This window comes from Providencia sp. PROV261 (genome assembly GCF_028477945.1).
Taxonomy (GTDB): Bacteria; Pseudomonadota; Gammaproteobacteria; order Enterobacterales; family Enterobacteriaceae; genus Providencia; species Providencia stuartii.
Genome location: NZ_JAMPMC010000005.1, coordinates 276,452 through 293,912, shown reverse-complemented (window position 1 = coordinate 293,912; position 17,461 = coordinate 276,452). Strand labels below are relative to the sequence as shown.

The following is a 17,461-nucleotide window of genomic DNA, read 5'->3' as shown; positions in this document are numbered from 1 at the left end:
AGGACAAAGTACGATGCTTTTTGCACCACAAATAGAACCATTGACCGATGAAGAGTTTGGTCGGGTTTGCCGGTTTATTCATAAAAAATCAGGCATCGTTCTTACCATGAATAAAAAAAGCATGGTGTATAACAGGCTGCTAAAACGACTACGTGATTGTAACGTCAATAATTTTTCTGAATACCTACGTATGCTGGAGCGCGAGCCTTTACACCCAGAGTGGCAAGCATTTGTCAATGCGTTGACGACAAATTTAACCGCCTTCTTCCGAGAGCCTCACCATTTCGTGACATTGGCTGACTTTGTACGCTCTCGTAAAAGTAGCAATATCAATATTTGGTGTGCGGCCTCTTCTACCGGTGAAGAGCCTTACTCCATTGCGATGACATTAAGTGATGTGCTCGGTTCACAAGCGGTGAATGCCAAAGTTATTGCGAGTGATATTGATACGGAAGTGTTAAGTAAAGCAAAACAAGGTGTTTATCGTATCGAGGAGTTAAAAGCCCTCAGCGCGTTGCAACGTCAACGCTATTTTATGAAAGGCGTTGGCGACTTTGAAGGCTATGCGCGAGTGAAACAAACGCTTAGGCAGATGATTGAATTTCGTTATTTAAATCTCAGTGATAGCGATTGGCAGCTTCAACACCGTTTCGATGCAATCTTTTGTCGTAATGTCATGATCTATTTCGATAAAGACACGCAGATCAAATTATTAGAACGATTTGCACCGTTACTCAAACCGGATGGACTGTTATTTATCGGCCATTCAGAAAATTTATCTCAATTATCACAACGATTTGTAATTAAAGGACAAACCGTCTACAGCCTACAACCGGCGAGGAGGGGGTGATGAAAAAAATTAAAGTGCTTTGTGTCGATGACTCAGCACTAATGCGTCAAATCATGCGTGAAATCATTAACAGTCACTCCGATATGATGGTAGTTGACACAGCGCCTGATCCTTATGTAGCTCGTGACTTAATTAAACAACATGAACCCGATGTGTTAACGCTCGATGTTGAAATGCCACGTATGGATGGAATTGATTTTTTAGAGAAATTGATGCGTTTACACCCATTACCTGTCGTGATGGTATCAACATTAACTTCTAAAGGCTCAGAGGTCACATTAAAAGCATTAGAGCTGGGCGCGGTTGATTTTGTTACCAAACCACAGATTGGTATTCGTGAAACGATGATGAGCTATCGAGATGTGATTGGTGAAAAAATTCGTGCTGCCGCCATGTCGAAAATAACACATCGAAACCGTTTTGCGCGCACAGAAAAAGCAACTCCAGAGCCAGCCAATATCGCTAAGCCATTATCTGCTTATGTTTGCCATAGCAGAGTGATTGCCGTGGGCGCTTCGACGGGAGGAACAGAAGCCATCCGTCAATTTTTAGAAATGTTGCCTCGCGAATGTCCGCCAGTCGTGATCACTCAGCACATGCCTGCGGGTTTTACGCGTTCGTTTGCAGAAAGGCTAAACAAGTTATGCTCATTGACGGTAAAAGAAGCGGAGCACAATGAGCCTTTGCAAAAGGGCTATGCCTATATTGCGCCGGGTGACTCTCACATGCTGGTGGTTGATAACGGGCGAGGGTATCAGATTCGTTTGCAACAAACCGAGCCGGTTAATCGCCATCGTCCTTCTGTCGATGTGTTATTTGATTCTGTTGCGAAATGTGTGGGGCGTAAATGTGTTGGCATTCTATTGACCGGAATGGGGATGGATGGGGCCAAAGGTATGCTCAACTTGCGCCAACAAGGTGCGGTGACTTACGCACAAAATGAAAGTAGTTGCGTGGTATTTGGCATGCCACGTGCCGCTATTGAGCTGGATGCCGTGGACGAAATTCAGGATATCGCCAAAATTGCCCCAAGCGTTTTGGCTCGACTTTCATCTGTTTCCGCTTAGCGGTTACAGAATTTACTATTGTATTTTTGAAGGAGTGGTTATGGCCGCTAAAGATCTCAGTTTTTTGGTTGTTGATGATTTTTCCACAATGAGACGTATTGTCCGTAACTTATTAAAAGAACTTGGTTTTAATAAAATAGAAGAAGCAGAAGATGGCGTTGATGCATTAGAAAAAATTCGTGCGGGCCATATCGATTTCGTCGTAGCAGATTGGAACATGCCAAACATGGATGGTTTAGAACTACTGAAAACGATCCGTGGCGACGAAGCGTTGAAGCACATTCCTGTTTTGATGGTAACGGCAGAAGCGAAAAAAGAAAATATCATTGCGGCGGCACAAGCGGGCGCGAGTGGTTATGTCGTGAAGCCATTTACCGCGGCTATATTGGAAGAGAAACTGAATAAAGTCTTTGAAAAAATGGGATTGCAATAAACGAACCTGTAAAAGGAGAGTGTGATGACAGAGCAAATAGTAACGACGAGCAATCCTACAGGTAATGAAGATTTAAAACAGGTCATTACGCGGATTGGCACCTTGATGAGAACGCTACGCGAAAGCATGCGTGAACTCGGTTTAGAAAAGAGTGTTCAGCAGGCGGTGGCTAGCATTCCTGATGGTAAAGATCGTTTGCGTTATATCGCCCAAATGACGGCTCAAGCGGCAGAAAAAACCCTAAACGGTATTGATATAATCAAGCCACTTCAAGTAGAAATGCATGATGAGGCAATCAAACTACAACAGCAATGGGAAGGGGTGAATACGAATCAAATCACACCTGAACTCCATCAATCAACCCATGCTTTTTTGGGGCGTGTGATTAATGACAGCTGTACGACGAAAGCCGAGTTGCTTGAAATTATGATGGCTCAGGATTTTCAAGATTTAACTGGGCAAGTGATTAAAAAAATGATGGAAGTGGTTGAAGAGGCAGAAAAACAGCTGTTGGCACTGCTTATGGAAAATACGCCACCAGAGATGCGAGTGAAGCAACAAAATGACAGTTTGCTAAATGGCCCGCAAATTAACAAGGAAGGTGTCAATGTGATGGCATCACAATCACAAGTTGATGATTTATTAGACGAGCTAGGTTTTTAAATCTTTGTTGAAGTTCCCCCCTTGCCAAAAAGCAGGGGGTCAAGAGCGAATTGCAAATTAATCAGTGTAATAAGGCGGTGATGCTCAGTCATGCTGATAGACATCAATGATTCTCCCCCCAAATGCTTTGGTAAATTGTTGAATAAACGCATTACTCATATCCCAGCTATGAAAGCTAAAACCAAGCTCGCCAAATGCCCAGGTTGGGTCATAATGCCAGTCGCCAATTGGCGCACGATAATCACAATTAACACATGACAAATCATGCGGATTACCTTCATACCATGCAGTTACAGCATCGCTCCAATCTTCACTTTGGTTGCTTTGTTCGTTTTTACAAACAGGGCAGTAGATACCAAGACCATTTCCACCTGCATGAAATACGGTACGTTGAGTGGTAATGGTGAGATAGTTTTTTAATATATGTTCCGGTAACTGAGTGGGCACAATTTTGTCATCAATAATATAGAGGATAGGCTGTTTATACTCAGGGGTGGGGCGATATATCACCTCATCATCTTCTATGAGTTGGTAATCAGGGTCGATAATCCCTTGTTGCTTGAGCCAGTTCAGCATGCGTTCCGCTTCTTTTTCTGCATTCTCTGCTGAAACATCTGGGGCGACGAGATGACAACTATCCATATATTTATGACCTTTAAGCTAAAGAGTGGGTAGGTAGCTTACCCTTTGAAATTACCTAACAAAATAGGATTTAGTGTATTTATTTCTGACTCATTCTCAGGGAAAAATAACCTATCTTTTCCCCTACCGCCACCTCGGCGTGGTGTTATTACTAGGCGTTACGTAACGGTTCGCAAAACGGATGTCATCTTACTCAATTGGCAAATAACCCTTGTGAACTTCGTCTATTTTCTTGCATTGATTTTTTTACACTCTGTCATGCTATAGCACAAACTTCTAATCTGCTGACGAGCAAGGAAACGGCGTGTCCGATGAAAGTGATGTAGAAAAAACAGAAGAACCCACGCCCCATAAAAAACAGAAGGCGAAAGATGATGGGCAGATAGTTCGCTCAAAAGAACTCAGTTCACTCATGATGATGTTAGCAGGGGTCAGTCTCCTGTGGCTCAGTGGTGGGCATCTTGCTGATGAACTACGGCAAATTTTTCGTCAAGGTTTTATTTTCGATGGGCATTACATACAAAACACCTTGTTAATGGTGAGCTACTTTGGGCGCATGGTGGGCGAAGCACTATTTGCTTTATTACCTGTTATTGGTGGATTGGCGTTAGTTGGGATCTCTGCATCGTCGCTGGTTGGAGGGTTATTATTTAATAGCAAATTAATTAAATTTGATTTGAAAAAACTTAATCCTATCAGTGGATTAAAACGAATTTTTTCGATGAATGCGCTTTCTGAATTATTTAAAGCCATTTTGAAATCGCTCTTTGTCGGGCTAGGGGCAGCTATTTTTCTCTGGCAAAACTGGTCATCACTTTTGCATCTTGTGACTGAATCTCCCGTAACCGCTTTAGGGAATGCAATGCATAAAGTGATTTTTGCTGGATACCTAATCGTATTTTTGCTGATCCCAATGGTGGCATTTGATGTTTTTTATCAATTTCGTTCACATTTGAAGAAATTACGCATGAGTCGCCAAGAAATTAAAGATGAGTTTAAACAACAAGAAGGTGACCCTCAGATAAAAGCCAAAATCCGCCAACAGCAGCGTGCAATTGCGCGGAATCGTATGATGGCTGATGTACCTCAAGCGGATGTGATAGTGACGAACCCAACTCATTATGCGGTTGCACTGAAATATGATGATAAACGTATGGGAGCACCGAAAGTGCTCGCTAAAGGCGCAGGCGTGATAGCTCAACGCATTAAAGAAATTGGCCAAGAACATCGAATTTTACAATTAGAAGCTCCCCCATTAGCGCGTGCACTGTATCGCCATGCCGAAATCGGGCAAAGCATTCCTGTAGCGCTATATGCTGCGGTGGCAGAAGTTTTAGCATGGGTTTACCAGCTACGTCGCTGGCGGCGTGAGGGTGGATTAAAACCAAGAAAACCGAAAAATTTACCAGTGCCACCGGCGCTGGATTTTGCTGGAGAAAACAATCGCGATGGCTAATTTGGCTGCATTATTAAAATTGCCTAAAAACTTACAGGGAACGCAATGGCAAATTCTTGCTGGGCCTGTTCTCATCTTGCTGATCTTGTCGATGATGGTACTGCCATTACCGGCTTTTATCTTAGATTTACTGTTTACCTTTAATATCGCTTTATCGATCATGGTGCTATTAGTGGCAATGTTCACTAAGCGTACCCTTGATTTTGCAGCCTTCCCAACCATTTTGCTGTTTGCCACACTATTACGTCTATCACTAAATATTGCGTCAACGCGCATTATTCTGCTGGAGGGGCATACTGGGCCTGATGCGGCTGGGCGTGTTGTTGAAGCCTTTGGTCACTTTTTGGTGGGGGGAAACTTTGCCATAGGGATAGTGGTTTTCATCATTTTAGTGTTAATTAACTTTATGGTGATCACCAAAGGTGCGGGGCGTATTGCCGAAGTAGGCGCACGCTTTGTCCTTGATGGTATGCCAGGTAAACAGATGGCAATTGATGCGGACTTAAATGCTGGCATTATCAATGATGATGAAGCCAAAAAGCGCCGTGCTGAAGTGACCCAAGAAGCCGATTTTTATGGCTCAATGGATGGTGCAAGTAAATTTGTGCGTGGGGATGCCATCGCGGGGATCATGATTATGGTGATCAACGTTGTCGGTGGGCTAATTATTGGTGTTGGCCAACATAATATGACATTGGGCGATGCCACGAGTGCATATACTTTGCTAACGATTGGTGATGGCTTAGTCGCTCAGATCCCAGCTTTGATTATCTCAACGGCGGCAGGGGTGATTGTGACCAGAGTCGCAACCGATGAAGATGTCGGTGAGCAGATGGTCACTCAGCTATTTAATAACCCACGGGTGATGTGGCTAAGTGCCGGTGTGTTGGGGTTAATCGGTTTAATCCCAGGTATGCCAAACTTTGTATTTTTACTGTTTACTGCCGCATTAGCAGGGCTAGGCTGGTATTTGATTCGCAAAGCTAAACAGCCAGAAAGTCAGGCAGATGATGGGCAAATGAAACAGTTCCAAGAGGCAAATAAGGTCGTTGAAGCCACTTGGGATGATGTTCAGCTTGAAGATTTACTTGCCATGGAGGTGGGCTATCGCTTAATTCCACTGGTAGATAATGACCAACAAGGTGAATTACTTGGACGAATTCGTGGCTTACGCAAGAAATTTGCGCAAGAGGTAGGTTACTTGCCACCTGTAGTGCATATTTGTGACAACTTAGAGTTAGCGCCTTGTGAATATCGTATCCTTATTAAAGGTGCGGTTGTCGGACATGGTGAGGCGCAACCAGGAAGAAGCTTGGCGATTGACCCAGGTAATGCCGCAGGTACGCTACCCGGAGATGCAACCAAAGAGCCTGCCTTTGGCCTACCTGCCGTTTGGATTGATGATGATTTGCGTGAACAAGCGCAAATCCAAGGGTATACCGTGGTTTCAGCAAGCACTGCCGTTGCTACGCACTTTAATCAGATCTTGCTACAAAACTCGAGCACATTGTTTGGTCGCCAAGAAGCACAAATGCTTTATGACCGAGTGAAGAAAGAGATGCCGAAGCTGGCTGATGATTTAATACCGGATACCATTTCTTTGACCACATTGCATCGGGTATTACAGAATCTATTAATGGAAGATGTTGTGATCCGTGATATGCGCACAATCATCGAAACACTTGCAGAAATGGCGGGTGAAAATGGTGAGCAAAAAGATACGGATTATCTAACATCACAGGTACGTATCGCATTAGGGCGGGCAATCACTCAGCAATGGTTCGGCAATGCGGATGAAATACAAGTCATTGGTCTAGATGCGGGGCTTGAGCAGATTTTATTACAAGCGGCCAAAAATGGTGGTGGCTTAGAGCCAAACCTTGCGCAATTTATTCAGACGCAAGCCGAAGAGGCCGTGAAGCACCAAGAGGCGATGGGCGCACCGACGGTATTATTGGTCAATCATGGACTACGTTTGATCTTATCTCGCTTTTTACGCAGAAGCTTACCTGAACTGGTGGTAATGTCGAATCTTGAGCTAAACGATCGCCGGAAAATTCGCATGACATCGATGATCAGTGGTAACTAAGTTGCTGAGTATAGGAATGAGGTTTTATCGCTTTTGCCGTAAGAAGCGCTTTTTATCATGCACAAGCAAAGCGTCAACGCATTCCTGATACGGATATCAAAGCAGTTGTTATACAACTGCTTTGATGCATAAGAGAGCGGGTTATCTTTTTTAACTTAACGTTTTGGGCGATTTAATAGCGTATTGGAAGCATGAAATGCTTAATTCACACTTTTCTGTAGTTATTACGTTATTTTGCTTAAAATTGCAGAAGTAACAGTTAAAGTCTCGCCTTATGGGCGATGCCGTAAGAAGCGCTTTTTATCATGTACAAGCAAAGCGTCAACGCATTCCTGATACGGATATCAAAGCAGTTGTTATACAACTGCTTTGATGCATAAGAGAGCGGGTTATCTTTTTTAACTTACTGTTTTGGGCGATTTAATAGCGTAGTGGAGGCATGAAGCGTTTAATTCACACTTTCTGTGGTTATTACGCTTTTTGGCTTAAAATGACAGGAATAAAAATCAGAGCCTCATCTTGTTTGAGTGCTAAATTGCCTTGGTAATAAAACTACGCTAGCACTTCATTAAGGTTACAAAAGGCAGGCTGATATTGAATAGCGCTAGCTAATCATTTCGTATAACGGTCACCTATGTTCACTTAATGCGATAGTGGATATAGGTGACCACTTTTCTTTTATAGACATAAAAATGGCGTGATTTATTTAGTCGAAAAACAAGAGAAGATAAAGAGTATATTCAATATGGCTTACAAGCGCATGACTGCACGTTACCGAACAGAACGGTGATCTTGTTTATCACCGTCGCCTAAATAGAAATTTTCTTACCTAATACTGGACGCTTTTCTTCTAAACCGTCTGCACCATAAGTTGATTGGTTATTATGTTTTTTGACAAAAGCAAGACGCTGGTTATTCAGTTCAATATGTAACTGCAACATTTGGTGGTTACGGTAATTTAACTCTTTTAATGTTGTTGTCAGCGCTTTGATTTCACCCCACAGGCTATGAAGCGCAGGGTTTTCATCGTAGGGCGCCACAATTCCCATTTCTTGCTCAAGGCGTAGACGATGTGTTTCACCATGTCCAATAGCGGCAACCAAATAACGCTTTTGCTCGGTGGCTTCTTGAAACGGTGATGGGGGAACACGATGGTAGCCTAACAGTAACTCCTCATTTTTCATCACTATTTGCAGTGATTGTAAATGAGTGAGCTGTTGTTCTAGCAACGTCAACAAATCATCATTCATATTCATTGTCTTACTTCATTGATAGCATGAATTCATGGGCATCACGTAAAATACCGTCGGCAACTTTCTCGGTATTCATTTGCAATGTACCATCTTTAATGGCCTGTTTAATTCGTTCAACTTTTTCACTGTTGATATCACTGGCTTGAGGTTGCAATAACTTCTTTTTTAGTTCACTTGGTGAAAAAGTACTTTCTTTAACGGATTCAGTCGCTGATACTTTTTTCTCACGAAGGGGCGCCGTGGGATCCTGTGGGTCACGGTTTGTCACTTGCGTTAGCGCTGAAATTGCAGATGTTTGCTCGATAGCCATAGTGTTTTTCCTGTTCCAGTATTTTTATAAATGGAATATCGGCGTTAATTACCAATTCTTTAATCTAATGCTTATCTTTAAGACTATTCTAATGCTTGAGAATGATAATGATACCCTTTGATATGAGTAGGCGCATAATATCGATTATCTTATTGAGTCTCAATCAAAATTCGCTACTTTAGCGCTACCCGCACACTGCCATTTTCTAAGGCTTCTCCATTAACAACCTGACCGTTGATTAATCGAACACGCGTGTTTTCCCCGGTGGCGGCATTGTTGATGGCTCGTCCTTCATATTTAACCGAAAAATTATGGCCATTTGCAAAGACATAAACGTTTTGTCCTGCTTTAACGGCCCAAGGTCGACGCATCATAGATTGTGTCAATGTTTGACCTGCATTGATATCACGCAATGCGATGCTGCCGCGTATTGCCACTTTATCGGTGGCAGCCCCTGTAGGTAGCTTATGGAGTAACCCCTTTTGGGTGCCAATATCGACAAATTCAATTTTTTCCCCACGAGCGATATTACGTGTTGCCACATAATACTGTCCGGTGACATTAACAGTTAACTGAATAAACTGTTTTTTCTTACCGCATTGCACCGGTAATGAAACATTTCCCATATTACGATTACCGACAGGAGGAAGAATTTGGGGCTTTTCACAACTAGGCCAACGTTCTATAGGTGTTTTTATCTCAATAGAGACTTGATTCGGCTTGGTGTGTATTTTACGAAAATAGTTATTAATGTCTTGCGGTAAAGAGGCTTGCGCTGTTGTCGTTAGTAAAATTAACGAGCCAAATAGCGTTGTATGAAAACCATTCATTGAGTTGCCTCCTCATCAAAAGATACTTTTCTAATTGCTCGCAGTTTACGCATCTCATCAATAATGAATGGGCCAAATAGGTCAATAATTTTGCCTTTATCTTGCCATTAGATTTTTTGTTATACGGCTAATATAAGCGCGTCGAATTTTAAATTTCAGCGTTTTCTGCATTGCTATTCTTTGAAAATTACAGTTAGCGAATGGCGTGACGCATTGGTGCTTATTTTATCGTGATAACGATAAGAGAGAGATAAGCAAAATTTATTGGGGTTGAACATGATTGATAAATTAAATGCCACATTTGCTTTTCAGCAACAGGCGTTATCAATACGCGAGGCAAGGCAAACTATTTTGGCTGCAAATATTGCTAATGCGGATACACCGGGGTATCAGGCGCGTGATATTGATTTTAGCCGCCAGTTACAGCAAGCCATGAAAAATGGCGTTGTAAAAGGTAAAGGCGTTGCTTTGGCGGTGACATCAAAAGGCCATATCGAAGGTCGAAACATGAAACAGCCCGAATTGGATCTTAAATATCGTGTTCCATATCAAACCTCAATGGACGGTAATACCGTCGATATGGATATAGAGCGCAGTCAATTCGCAGATAACACATTGAAGTACCAAGCAGATCTCACTTTTATTAATAGCCGCGTCAAAAGTATGTTGGCCGTGTTACAGCAGGGGTAATAAAAATGGCGTTACTCAGTATTTTTGATATTTCAGCATCCGCACTGACCGCGCAATCACAGCGTCTTAACGTGAGCGCTAGCAATATGGCGAACGCGGAAAGTGTTGTAGGCCCTGATGGCGAACCGTTTCGTGCTAAACAGGTAGTTTTCCAAATGACGCCTCAAGGCCGTAATGGCGTTGGCGGTGTTCGTGTGAGCCAGTTGATTGAAGATCCCACGCCACCACGTATGGAATACAAACCCGGTCACCCATTGGCGGATGAGAAGGGGTACGTGCGTATGCCTAACGTCGATATGGTCGGTGAAATGATCAATACCATTTCGGCATCGCGTAGCTACCAAGCAAACTTAGAAGTGATGAATACAGCTAAAACGCTGCTTCAGAAAACCTTAACCATAGGCCAGTAACGAGGAAGCTAAATGGGCATAGCAGCCACCATGTATGACTCTTTGGATAACACCACAGCAGGCCCAGAGCCGCTGAAAAGTAATATTCCAAATAAAAATAAGAGTCAAACGGATGATATGCGTGACACGTTTTTAAAAATGATTGTGACGCAGATGCAAAATCAAGACCCCACTAAGCCGATGGAAAACGCAGAGTTGACCAGCCAACTTGCACAAATCGCGACCCTTGAAAGTATGAATAAGCTGAGTGACAAAGTCAGCGGAATTTCAAGCCAAATTGGTTCTGGTCAATCATTGCAAGCGACTCAATTGGTCGGAAAAGGGGTTTTGATACCGCGTAATGAAATCGTTCTTGCGCCATTAAAAACGCAAAATGACAGTGATAATACGGCTATTTCTAAACCAACAAATCCATTACCTGATGATGAAACTAGCCGTGCGTTGTCCGCAGCCAATGACAATGGCGGAGATGATGATGCGTCCCAAGGGGATTATATCTCATCGCCGTTTGGTTTCTTCCTTCCCAAAATGGCTGACAGCGTTGAGATCACGATACGCGATAAAAATAGAGCCATTATTCGTACCATCTCTTACGACACAGAAGTGAAACCTGACATTTATGACATGTCGTGGGATGGGCGCGATGACAATGGAAAACTCGTTGCTGATACGAACAGCAAATACTTCTTTGATGTAAGGGCTGTCAGTAACGGCGCAGAAATTGAAGTCACCAAATTGGGATATACCCGAGTTAATGGTGTCACGCCGGGTACAGATGCTCCTTTATTGGATGTTGGTATAGGACAAAGTGTGCCGCTTAGCAGCATTTTTAAAGTCTATCCATCATCTTAATTTTATTTCCCCAACCGTCATGGAGAAAACATGTCTTTTTCACAAGCAGTTAGTGGCTTAAATGCTGCCTCAGCGGGGCTTGATTCGATTGGTAATAATATTGCCAACTCCGCAACTAATGGTTTTAAAGGTGCAACCACCTCTTTTGCCGATATGTTTGCCGGTTCAGGTGTAGGTCTGGGGGTTAACGTTGCCGCGGTAACCCAAAACTTTAAAGATGGCCCAATCACTCGTACTGACAGACCGACGGATGTGGCCATTTCAGGAAATGGTTTTTTCCGTGTGCAAGACCAAAACGGTGATATTTTTTATAGCCGTGATGGGCAATTTATTCGCGATAAAAGCGGCAACCTCGTCAACAACCAAGGAATGACAGTGACAGGTTATCCGGCTGGTTTGGATGAGAATGGTAATGTGGTCGTTCAAAGTGGTGGTGTTCCTCAAGGGCTAAATATCCCAACAGATATGATGGATGCTCAAGCCTCTGATTTGGCAAAACTGACTATCAACCTGAATTCTGAAGACAAAGTTAAATCCAAACCTTTTGATATCAATAACCCAGATGATACTGGCAGCTATAACTTCAGTACCACCATGACCGCATTTGATAGCCAAGGTAATACCCATGAAATCTCCGTTTACTTTGTCAAAACAGACGATAACAAATGGACGGCTTATGCAAAAGATGCTGGCGATAAAGTGGCTAAGAAATTAGGAGATATGGAGTTTGATGGAAATGGCCGCCTAAATAGCCCAACTAATGCCGTTTTTGCGTTTGATTATCAAGGTCTAAATGGTGCCAATAACGGTACGTTGCAGATTGACCTAAATAAAACACGCCAGCAAAAAGTCAGCGAATCATCGGTGAGTGCGATTGATGTTAACGGTTATCCGGCAGGTGAGTACACCAATTTCAAAGTCGAAGATAACGGCTTGATCGTGGCGAATTACTCAAACCAACAAAAACGTGTTGTTGGGCAAGTGGCACTTTCAGCATTCGCTAACCCGAATGGCTTAGTATCACAAGGTGGTAACGTTTGGGCACCGTCTAATGCCTCTGGTAACCCGATGGATGGCGTACCGGGCGTCGGTCAATTCGGTAAGCTAACGAGCGGTGCGCTGGAATCTTCCAACGTAGATATGAGCCAAGAGCTGATCAACATGATTGTGATGCAACGTAACTACCAATCGAACGCACAGACGATCAAAACCCAAGATCAGATGCTGCAAACGATGGTTAACTTACGCTAAGTGTAGAGGGTGGCTATGGATCATGTCATTTATACCGCAATGGGAGGCGCACGACATGCGCTTGAAAACCAAGCGATTGTTTCTAATAACATTGCGAATGTTTCCACATCGGGTTTTAAAGCGCAATTAGCGGCGATGCGGGCTGTTCCTATTCATGGAGATAGCGAGCAAACACGAACGTTGGTGGTTGCTTCAACGCCCGGAGCGGATATGAGCCAAGGGCCGCTCAACTATACGGGCAGGCCAATGGATGTGGCATTAAACGACAAACACTTTCTAGCCGTTGAACTTGCAGATGGTAGTGAAGCTTATACCCGTAACGGTAACATTCAAATTTCACCTGACGGTGAATTGGTGATTGGTGAGCGCCGTCTACAAGGAGATGGTGGCCCGATCAATGTGCCGCCGAATGCGGAACTGACCATCGGTGAAGATGGCACAGTGACGGCCTTATTGGCGACCGACCCGCCAACAATGTTAGGGCAGATAGGGCGCTTAAAAGTGGTTGAAGCTCAGCCGCAAGATTTAATTCGCGGTGAAGATGGCTTATTTCATCTATCACCACAAGCCGCGGCGGCGAATGGTAATGGGCTTGCACAAAGTGAGCGAGCTTCCGTGACATCTGGGGTGATTGAAGGCAGTAATGTCAATGCCGCAGAAGCAATGGTGTCGATGATTGCCAACGCTAGGTATTTTGAAATGCAGATGAAAGTGGTTCGTAGTGCCGATGAAAATGCACAAAAAGCCAACCAACTGCTTGCCGTTAGCTAATTTTCAGTAAGGAATAACGATGATCCGTTCATTATGGATTGCTAAAACTGGGCTTGATACCCAACAAACCAACCTTGATGTTATTTCCAACAACTTGGCAAACGTCAGTACAAATGGTTTCAAACGTCAACGTGCAGTATTTGAAGATTTACTGTATCAAAATATTCGTCAACCGGGGGCAATGAGCTCTGAGCAGACCTCTTTACCATCAGGTTTACAACTGGGTACAGGGTCACGCCCTGTGGCGACAATGCGTATTCATAGCCAAGGTGCGTTGAATAAAACCGGAAACACCACCGACATTGCTATCAAAGGACAAGGTTTCCTACATGTGCAGTTGCCCGATGGTACGGATGCATATACACGCGACGGTGCTTTGCAGCCAAACCAAGATGGTCAGCTAGTCACTTCGAGTGGTTACCAAATCGTACCTGCCATCACCATCCCTGATAATGCCAATAGCCTCACCATCGCACGTGATGGTACGGTCTCAATCACGGTCTATGGGGATAACCAACCACAGCAAATTGGGCAAATTACGCTAACAACATTTATTAATGATGCGGGCTTGGAAAGTATGGGTGAGAACCTGTACATGGAAACCGCTAGCTCAGGAGCGCCAAATGAAAGCGCGCCGGGCACGAATGGTGCTGGTTTGCTGTATCAGCATATGCTTGAAACCTCGAACGTCAATGTGGCTGAGGAATTGGTGAATATGATCCAAACCCAACGCGCCTATGAAATTAACAGTAAAGCGGTTTCAGCTTCCGACCAGATGCTACAACGCTTAACGCAACTGTAATTTGATGGCATAACGCGCGGCCTGATCCCAAATGACAATTTGCCCGAGAAGGTAAGTTGTCATTTGGTGATAACTAGGCATTTGATGTGATGATAAAACAGACACAGCAGCAAAAGAGTACCATGATGACGAAAAACGGTTTTACCCCTGAAATTAAGGGCGATTCATTCTTTTCACCGAGTAAGGTTTTGGTGATTGCTTTGGTATTAGCCACAAGTGGTTGTGCTTATGTCAAACCTCGTCCTCTGGTGGATACTCAAACAAGTGCATTACCGACAGCACCCACAGCCCCCGCACCCAATGGCGCTATTTTTCAAAGTGCTCAGCCCGCCTATTACGGCTACCAACCACTGTTTGAAGATAGGCGACCTCGCAATGTAGGCGATATTTTAACCATTAATTTGCAAGAGAATGTGAGCGCCAGTAAGAACTCATCCGCGAATGCAAATCGCAGCGGTAAAACGGGGTTCTTAGCTGCAATCTTGCCTGGTTTTATGCAAGGTTGGCTGGGCGGCAGTAATACAGAGCTGGATGTGAAAGGCAGTAGTGATTTTTCAGGGAAAGGCGGGGCCAATGCCAACAATACCTTTAGAGGCACCATAACCGTCACGGTCGATCAACTCTTAGCTAACGGTAACTTGCATGTAGTGGGCGAAAAACGGATAGCGATTAATCAAGGAACGGAGTCGATTCGTTTTTCGGGCGTGGTAAACCCTCGCACAATAGGCGCAGATAACAATGTCAGCTCCACACAAGTGGCGGATGCGCGTATTGAATATGTTGGTGATGGTTATATTAATGAATCGCAAACCATGGGCTGGTTGCAACGCTTTTTCTTAAACGTTTCGCCTTATTAATTTAGGTAGAAATTGAGCTGTAAACCCATAGAGATAATCGAATGAATAAATTAGTGACTCTTCTGCTAACGCTGCTTTGTCTATTTGCTACATCGGCATATAGCGAACGTATCAAGGATTTGACAACAGTGCAGGGTATACGTGACAACGCGTTAATTGGTTATGGATTGGTAGTAGGGCTGGATGGCACCGGTGACCAAACCATGCAAACACCCTTTACCACTCAAAGCTTGAGCAATATGTTATCTCAAATGGGGATCACCGTGCCACCTGGCACTAACATGCAGTTGAAAAACGTGGCAGCCGTGATGGTTACCGCGAAATTGCCGCCTTTTGCTCGCGCAGGACAAGCCGTGGATGTGGTGGTCTCCTCGATGGGGAATGCGAAAAGCTTACGAGGTGGTACTTTGCTAATGACCCCACTTAAAGGCGTTGATGGGCAGGTTTATGCCATGGCACAAGGCAACATTTTAGTTGGTGGAGCTGGCGCAAGTGCGGGGGGAAGCAGTATTAAAGTCAATCAATTAGCTGGTGGGCGGATCACTGGAGGGGCGACCATTGAGCGTGAGCTACCTACTAGCTTTGGTCAAAATGGCATCATTAACTTACAACTGAACGATGATAGCTTCACATTAGCGCAAGATATTAGTGATGCAATTAACCGATTACGTGGTGCAGGCACCGCAACACCATTAGATTCACGCACAGTTCAGCTACGTGTGCCAATGAACAATAGTGATCAGGTGCGTTTTCTTGCACAAATTCAAGAATTGAATGTACGTACGCCAATTGCCGAAGCCAAAGTGATCTTAAATTCACGAACAGGCTCAGTTGTGATCAATCGCAGTGTAACATTAGAAAGCTGTGCGGTAGCACACGGCAGTTTATCGGTGATGGTAGAGAGGCAAACTCAGGTCAGTCAGCCGAACACGCCTTTTGCAGGCGGGCAAACCGTTGTTACCCGTAATACGAATATTGGGGTGAGGGAGCAAGGCGGCGCATTACAAAAAGTCAATGCCAGCGTACAACTTAACCAAGTGATACAAGCACTTAATACTTTAGGGGCGACGCCAACCGACTTAATGTCGATTTTACAGGCCATGGAAAGCGCTGGATGCTTGCGCGCTAAGCTGGAGATCATCTGATGAATGATATGCAATTAATGCAAGGTGCCGCATTTGATTTGCAGTCGCTCAGCCATTTAAAGCGTGACTTAACTGATTCGCCAGATAAAGGGTTGCGTCAAGTCACCCAGCAATTAGAAGCGACGTTTGTACAAATGATGTTAAAAAGCATGCGTGATGCACTACCGCAAGATGGTCTTTTTTCCTCCGATCAGACGCGTATGCTAACCAGTATGTATGATCAGCAAATTGCGCAAGACCTGTCACAAAAAGGGTTAGGCTTTGGTGAAATGATGTATCAGCAGCTAACTCAAATGCAAGGTGATACATCTTCAGAAGACGTACCAGTGAAGCCCTTTAACATGGATGATCGATTGATAGATTCTCTACCTAACCAAGCAATGGCGCAGATTGTCCGTCGTTTTGCTCCGTTAGGAGATGCTCTATCGTCATCCATGCAGAAGGTCAAATCCCTCTCTTTAAATAGTCAAAACTTTATTAGTCGACTAATAGAGCCTGCAAAAGTTGCCAGCCAGAAAAGTGGTATATCGCACCTTTTGGTCCTTGCTCAGGCGGCATTAGAAAGTGGTTGGGGACGTCGAGAAATTTTAACGGCGGAAGGCAAAACCAGCCATAACCTGTTTGGTATTAAAGCGGGTAAAAGTTGGCAAGGACCAGTAACCAATATTATGACAACGGAAGTGATTAATGGCAAAAGCATCAAAATGCGAGACGATTTCCGTGTGTATGGCTCATATGAAGAAGCGATAGCCGATTACATTAATTTATTGACTGAGAACCCACGCTATCGTGATGTTAAACACGCGCAATCCCCTGAGGTAGCGGCGCGTCGCTTACACCAAGCAGGTTATGCGACAGACCCTAATTATGCCGATAAATTAATTACGCTGATCAATCAAATTCGTGGCTATCAGACGGCAGACAAAGCGGCGTCACGAGCGGTTCAAGCCTATACCGTCGATCTGAGTGATATTTTTTAAATTTTCATCTTGAAAGGTGCCGTAAACACTAAACATTTGCGGCATCTTTCCGATAACTAACTATATTCGTCATATTTCAAGTGACAGCACGATTGATGATGCTTATTGGT

The 17,461-nt window shown here is 44.0% G+C and carries 19 protein-coding genes; 15 read left to right on the top strand and 4 right to left on the bottom strand.

Annotated features, from left to right (window positions below):
- The first annotated feature begins 13 nt into the window (after window positions 1-13).
- From PR675_RS04155 to PR675_RS04140, 4 genes are read left to right on the top strand one after another with little or no spacing between them, the layout of a single operon-like run.
- On the top strand, window positions 14-850 hold the full coding sequence (locus PR675_RS04155; RefSeq protein ID WP_004918579.1) for a chemotaxis protein-glutamate O-methyltransferase: 837 nt from the start codon (window positions 14-16) through the stop codon (window positions 848-850).
- A complete protein-coding gene (locus PR675_RS04150; RefSeq protein ID WP_014658053.1) occupies window positions 850-1,917 on the top strand; it encodes a protein-glutamate methylesterase/protein-glutamine glutaminase in 1,068 nt (355 codons plus the stop codon). Before PR675_RS04155 ends, PR675_RS04150 begins: the two co-directional genes overlap by 1 nt.
- A gap of 40 nt (window positions 1,918-1,957) precedes the next feature.
- Window positions 1,958-2,350 carry a chemotaxis response regulator CheY gene (gene cheY, locus PR675_RS04145; protein WP_004918582.1) on the top strand — a complete coding sequence of 131 codons (393 nt, stop codon included), beginning with the start codon at window positions 1,958-1,960 and terminating at the stop codon, window positions 2,348-2,350.
- Window positions 2,351-2,374: 24 nt separating this feature from the next.
- Entirely contained in the window at window positions 2,375-3,013 is a 639-nt protein-coding gene (locus PR675_RS04140) for a protein phosphatase CheZ (protein ID WP_004918584.1), read from the top strand.
- Between the two features lie 84 nt (window positions 3,014-3,097).
- Here the strand turns inward: PR675_RS04140 and PR675_RS04135 are convergent, their stop codons facing one another.
- Window positions 3,098-3,655, bottom strand: coding sequence for a hypothetical protein (locus PR675_RS04135; RefSeq protein ID WP_121874882.1), 558 nt, complete (start codon window positions 3,653-3,655; stop codon window positions 3,098-3,100).
- A gap of 304 nt (window positions 3,656-3,959) precedes the next feature.
- Between PR675_RS04135 and flhB the strand changes: the two genes are divergently transcribed.
- Both flhB and flhA read left to right on the top strand, forming a co-directional pair.
- Window positions 3,960-5,111: a flagellar biosynthesis protein FlhB gene (gene flhB, locus PR675_RS04130; RefSeq protein ID WP_004918591.1), complete on the top strand. Its 1,152-nt coding sequence runs from the start codon at window positions 3,960-3,962 to the stop codon at window positions 5,109-5,111.
- The gene (gene flhA / locus PR675_RS04125) at window positions 5,104-7,200 is read left to right on the top strand and encodes a flagellar biosynthesis protein FlhA (RefSeq protein WP_121874881.1); all 2,097 of its coding nucleotides are present in this window, start codon (window positions 5,104-5,106) and stop codon (window positions 7,198-7,200) included. Before flhB ends, flhA begins: the two co-directional genes overlap by 8 nt.
- Window positions 7,201-8,009: 809 nt before the next feature.
- Here flhA and PR675_RS04120 read toward each other — a convergent pair.
- From PR675_RS04120 to flgA, 3 genes are all read right to left on the bottom strand, one after another.
- Window positions 8,010-8,450 (bottom strand): flagella synthesis protein FlgN, encoded by a 441-nt coding sequence (locus PR675_RS04120; protein WP_169342339.1) that lies wholly within the window; start codon window positions 8,448-8,450, stop codon window positions 8,010-8,012.
- 10 nt (window positions 8,451-8,460) lie between these two features.
- A complete protein-coding gene (gene flgM / locus PR675_RS04115) occupies window positions 8,461-8,763 on the bottom strand; it encodes a flagellar biosynthesis anti-sigma factor FlgM (protein WP_004918599.1) in 303 nt (100 codons plus the stop codon).
- A 173-nt stretch (window positions 8,764-8,936) separates the two neighbouring features.
- Complete coding sequence (gene flgA / locus PR675_RS04110; RefSeq protein WP_053110748.1) at window positions 8,937-9,593, bottom strand: flagellar basal body P-ring formation chaperone FlgA; 657 nt, start codon at window positions 9,591-9,593, stop codon at window positions 8,937-8,939.
- Window positions 9,594-9,869: 276 nt separating this feature from the next.
- Between flgA and flgB the strand changes: the two genes are divergently transcribed.
- From flgB to flgJ, 9 genes are all read left to right on the top strand, one after another.
- Complete coding sequence (gene flgB / locus PR675_RS04105; protein WP_004918603.1) at window positions 9,870-10,283, top strand: flagellar basal body rod protein FlgB; 414 nt, start codon at window positions 9,870-9,872, stop codon at window positions 10,281-10,283.
- Between the two features lie 5 nt (window positions 10,284-10,288).
- Window positions 10,289-10,693, top strand: a complete 405-nt coding sequence (flgC, locus tag PR675_RS04100) for a flagellar basal body rod protein FlgC (protein ID WP_004918605.1) — start codon at window positions 10,289-10,291, stop codon at window positions 10,691-10,693.
- Between the two features lie 12 nt (window positions 10,694-10,705).
- Complete coding sequence (locus PR675_RS04095) at window positions 10,706-11,545, top strand: flagellar hook assembly protein FlgD (RefSeq protein ID WP_061064158.1); 840 nt, start codon at window positions 10,706-10,708, stop codon at window positions 11,543-11,545.
- 30 nt (window positions 11,546-11,575) lie between these two features.
- Window positions 11,576-12,796, top strand: coding sequence for a flagellar hook protein FlgE (gene flgE / locus PR675_RS04090; RefSeq protein ID WP_004918608.1), 1,221 nt, complete (start codon window positions 11,576-11,578; stop codon window positions 12,794-12,796).
- Between the two features lie 15 nt (window positions 12,797-12,811).
- A complete protein-coding gene (locus PR675_RS04085) occupies window positions 12,812-13,567 on the top strand; it encodes a flagellar basal body rod protein FlgF (protein ID WP_004918610.1) in 756 nt (251 codons plus the stop codon).
- 19 nt (window positions 13,568-13,586) lie between these two features.
- Complete coding sequence (gene flgG, locus PR675_RS04080) at window positions 13,587-14,369, top strand: flagellar basal-body rod protein FlgG (RefSeq protein WP_004918612.1); 783 nt, start codon at window positions 13,587-13,589, stop codon at window positions 14,367-14,369.
- Window positions 14,370-14,458: 89 nt separating this feature from the next.
- Window positions 14,459-15,226: a flagellar basal body L-ring protein FlgH gene (locus PR675_RS04075; RefSeq protein ID WP_004918615.1), complete on the top strand. Its 768-nt coding sequence runs from the start codon at window positions 14,459-14,461 to the stop codon at window positions 15,224-15,226.
- A gap of 41 nt (window positions 15,227-15,267) precedes the next feature.
- Window positions 15,268-16,371, top strand: a complete 1,104-nt coding sequence (locus PR675_RS04070; protein ID WP_272582686.1) for a flagellar basal body P-ring protein FlgI — start codon at window positions 15,268-15,270, stop codon at window positions 16,369-16,371.
- On the top strand, window positions 16,371-17,351 hold the full coding sequence (gene flgJ / locus PR675_RS04065; RefSeq protein ID WP_272582685.1) for a flagellar assembly peptidoglycan hydrolase FlgJ: 981 nt from the start codon (window positions 16,371-16,373) through the stop codon (window positions 17,349-17,351). Before PR675_RS04070 ends, flgJ begins: the two co-directional genes overlap by 1 nt.
- The last annotated feature ends 110 nt before the right edge of the window (window positions 17,352-17,461 follow it).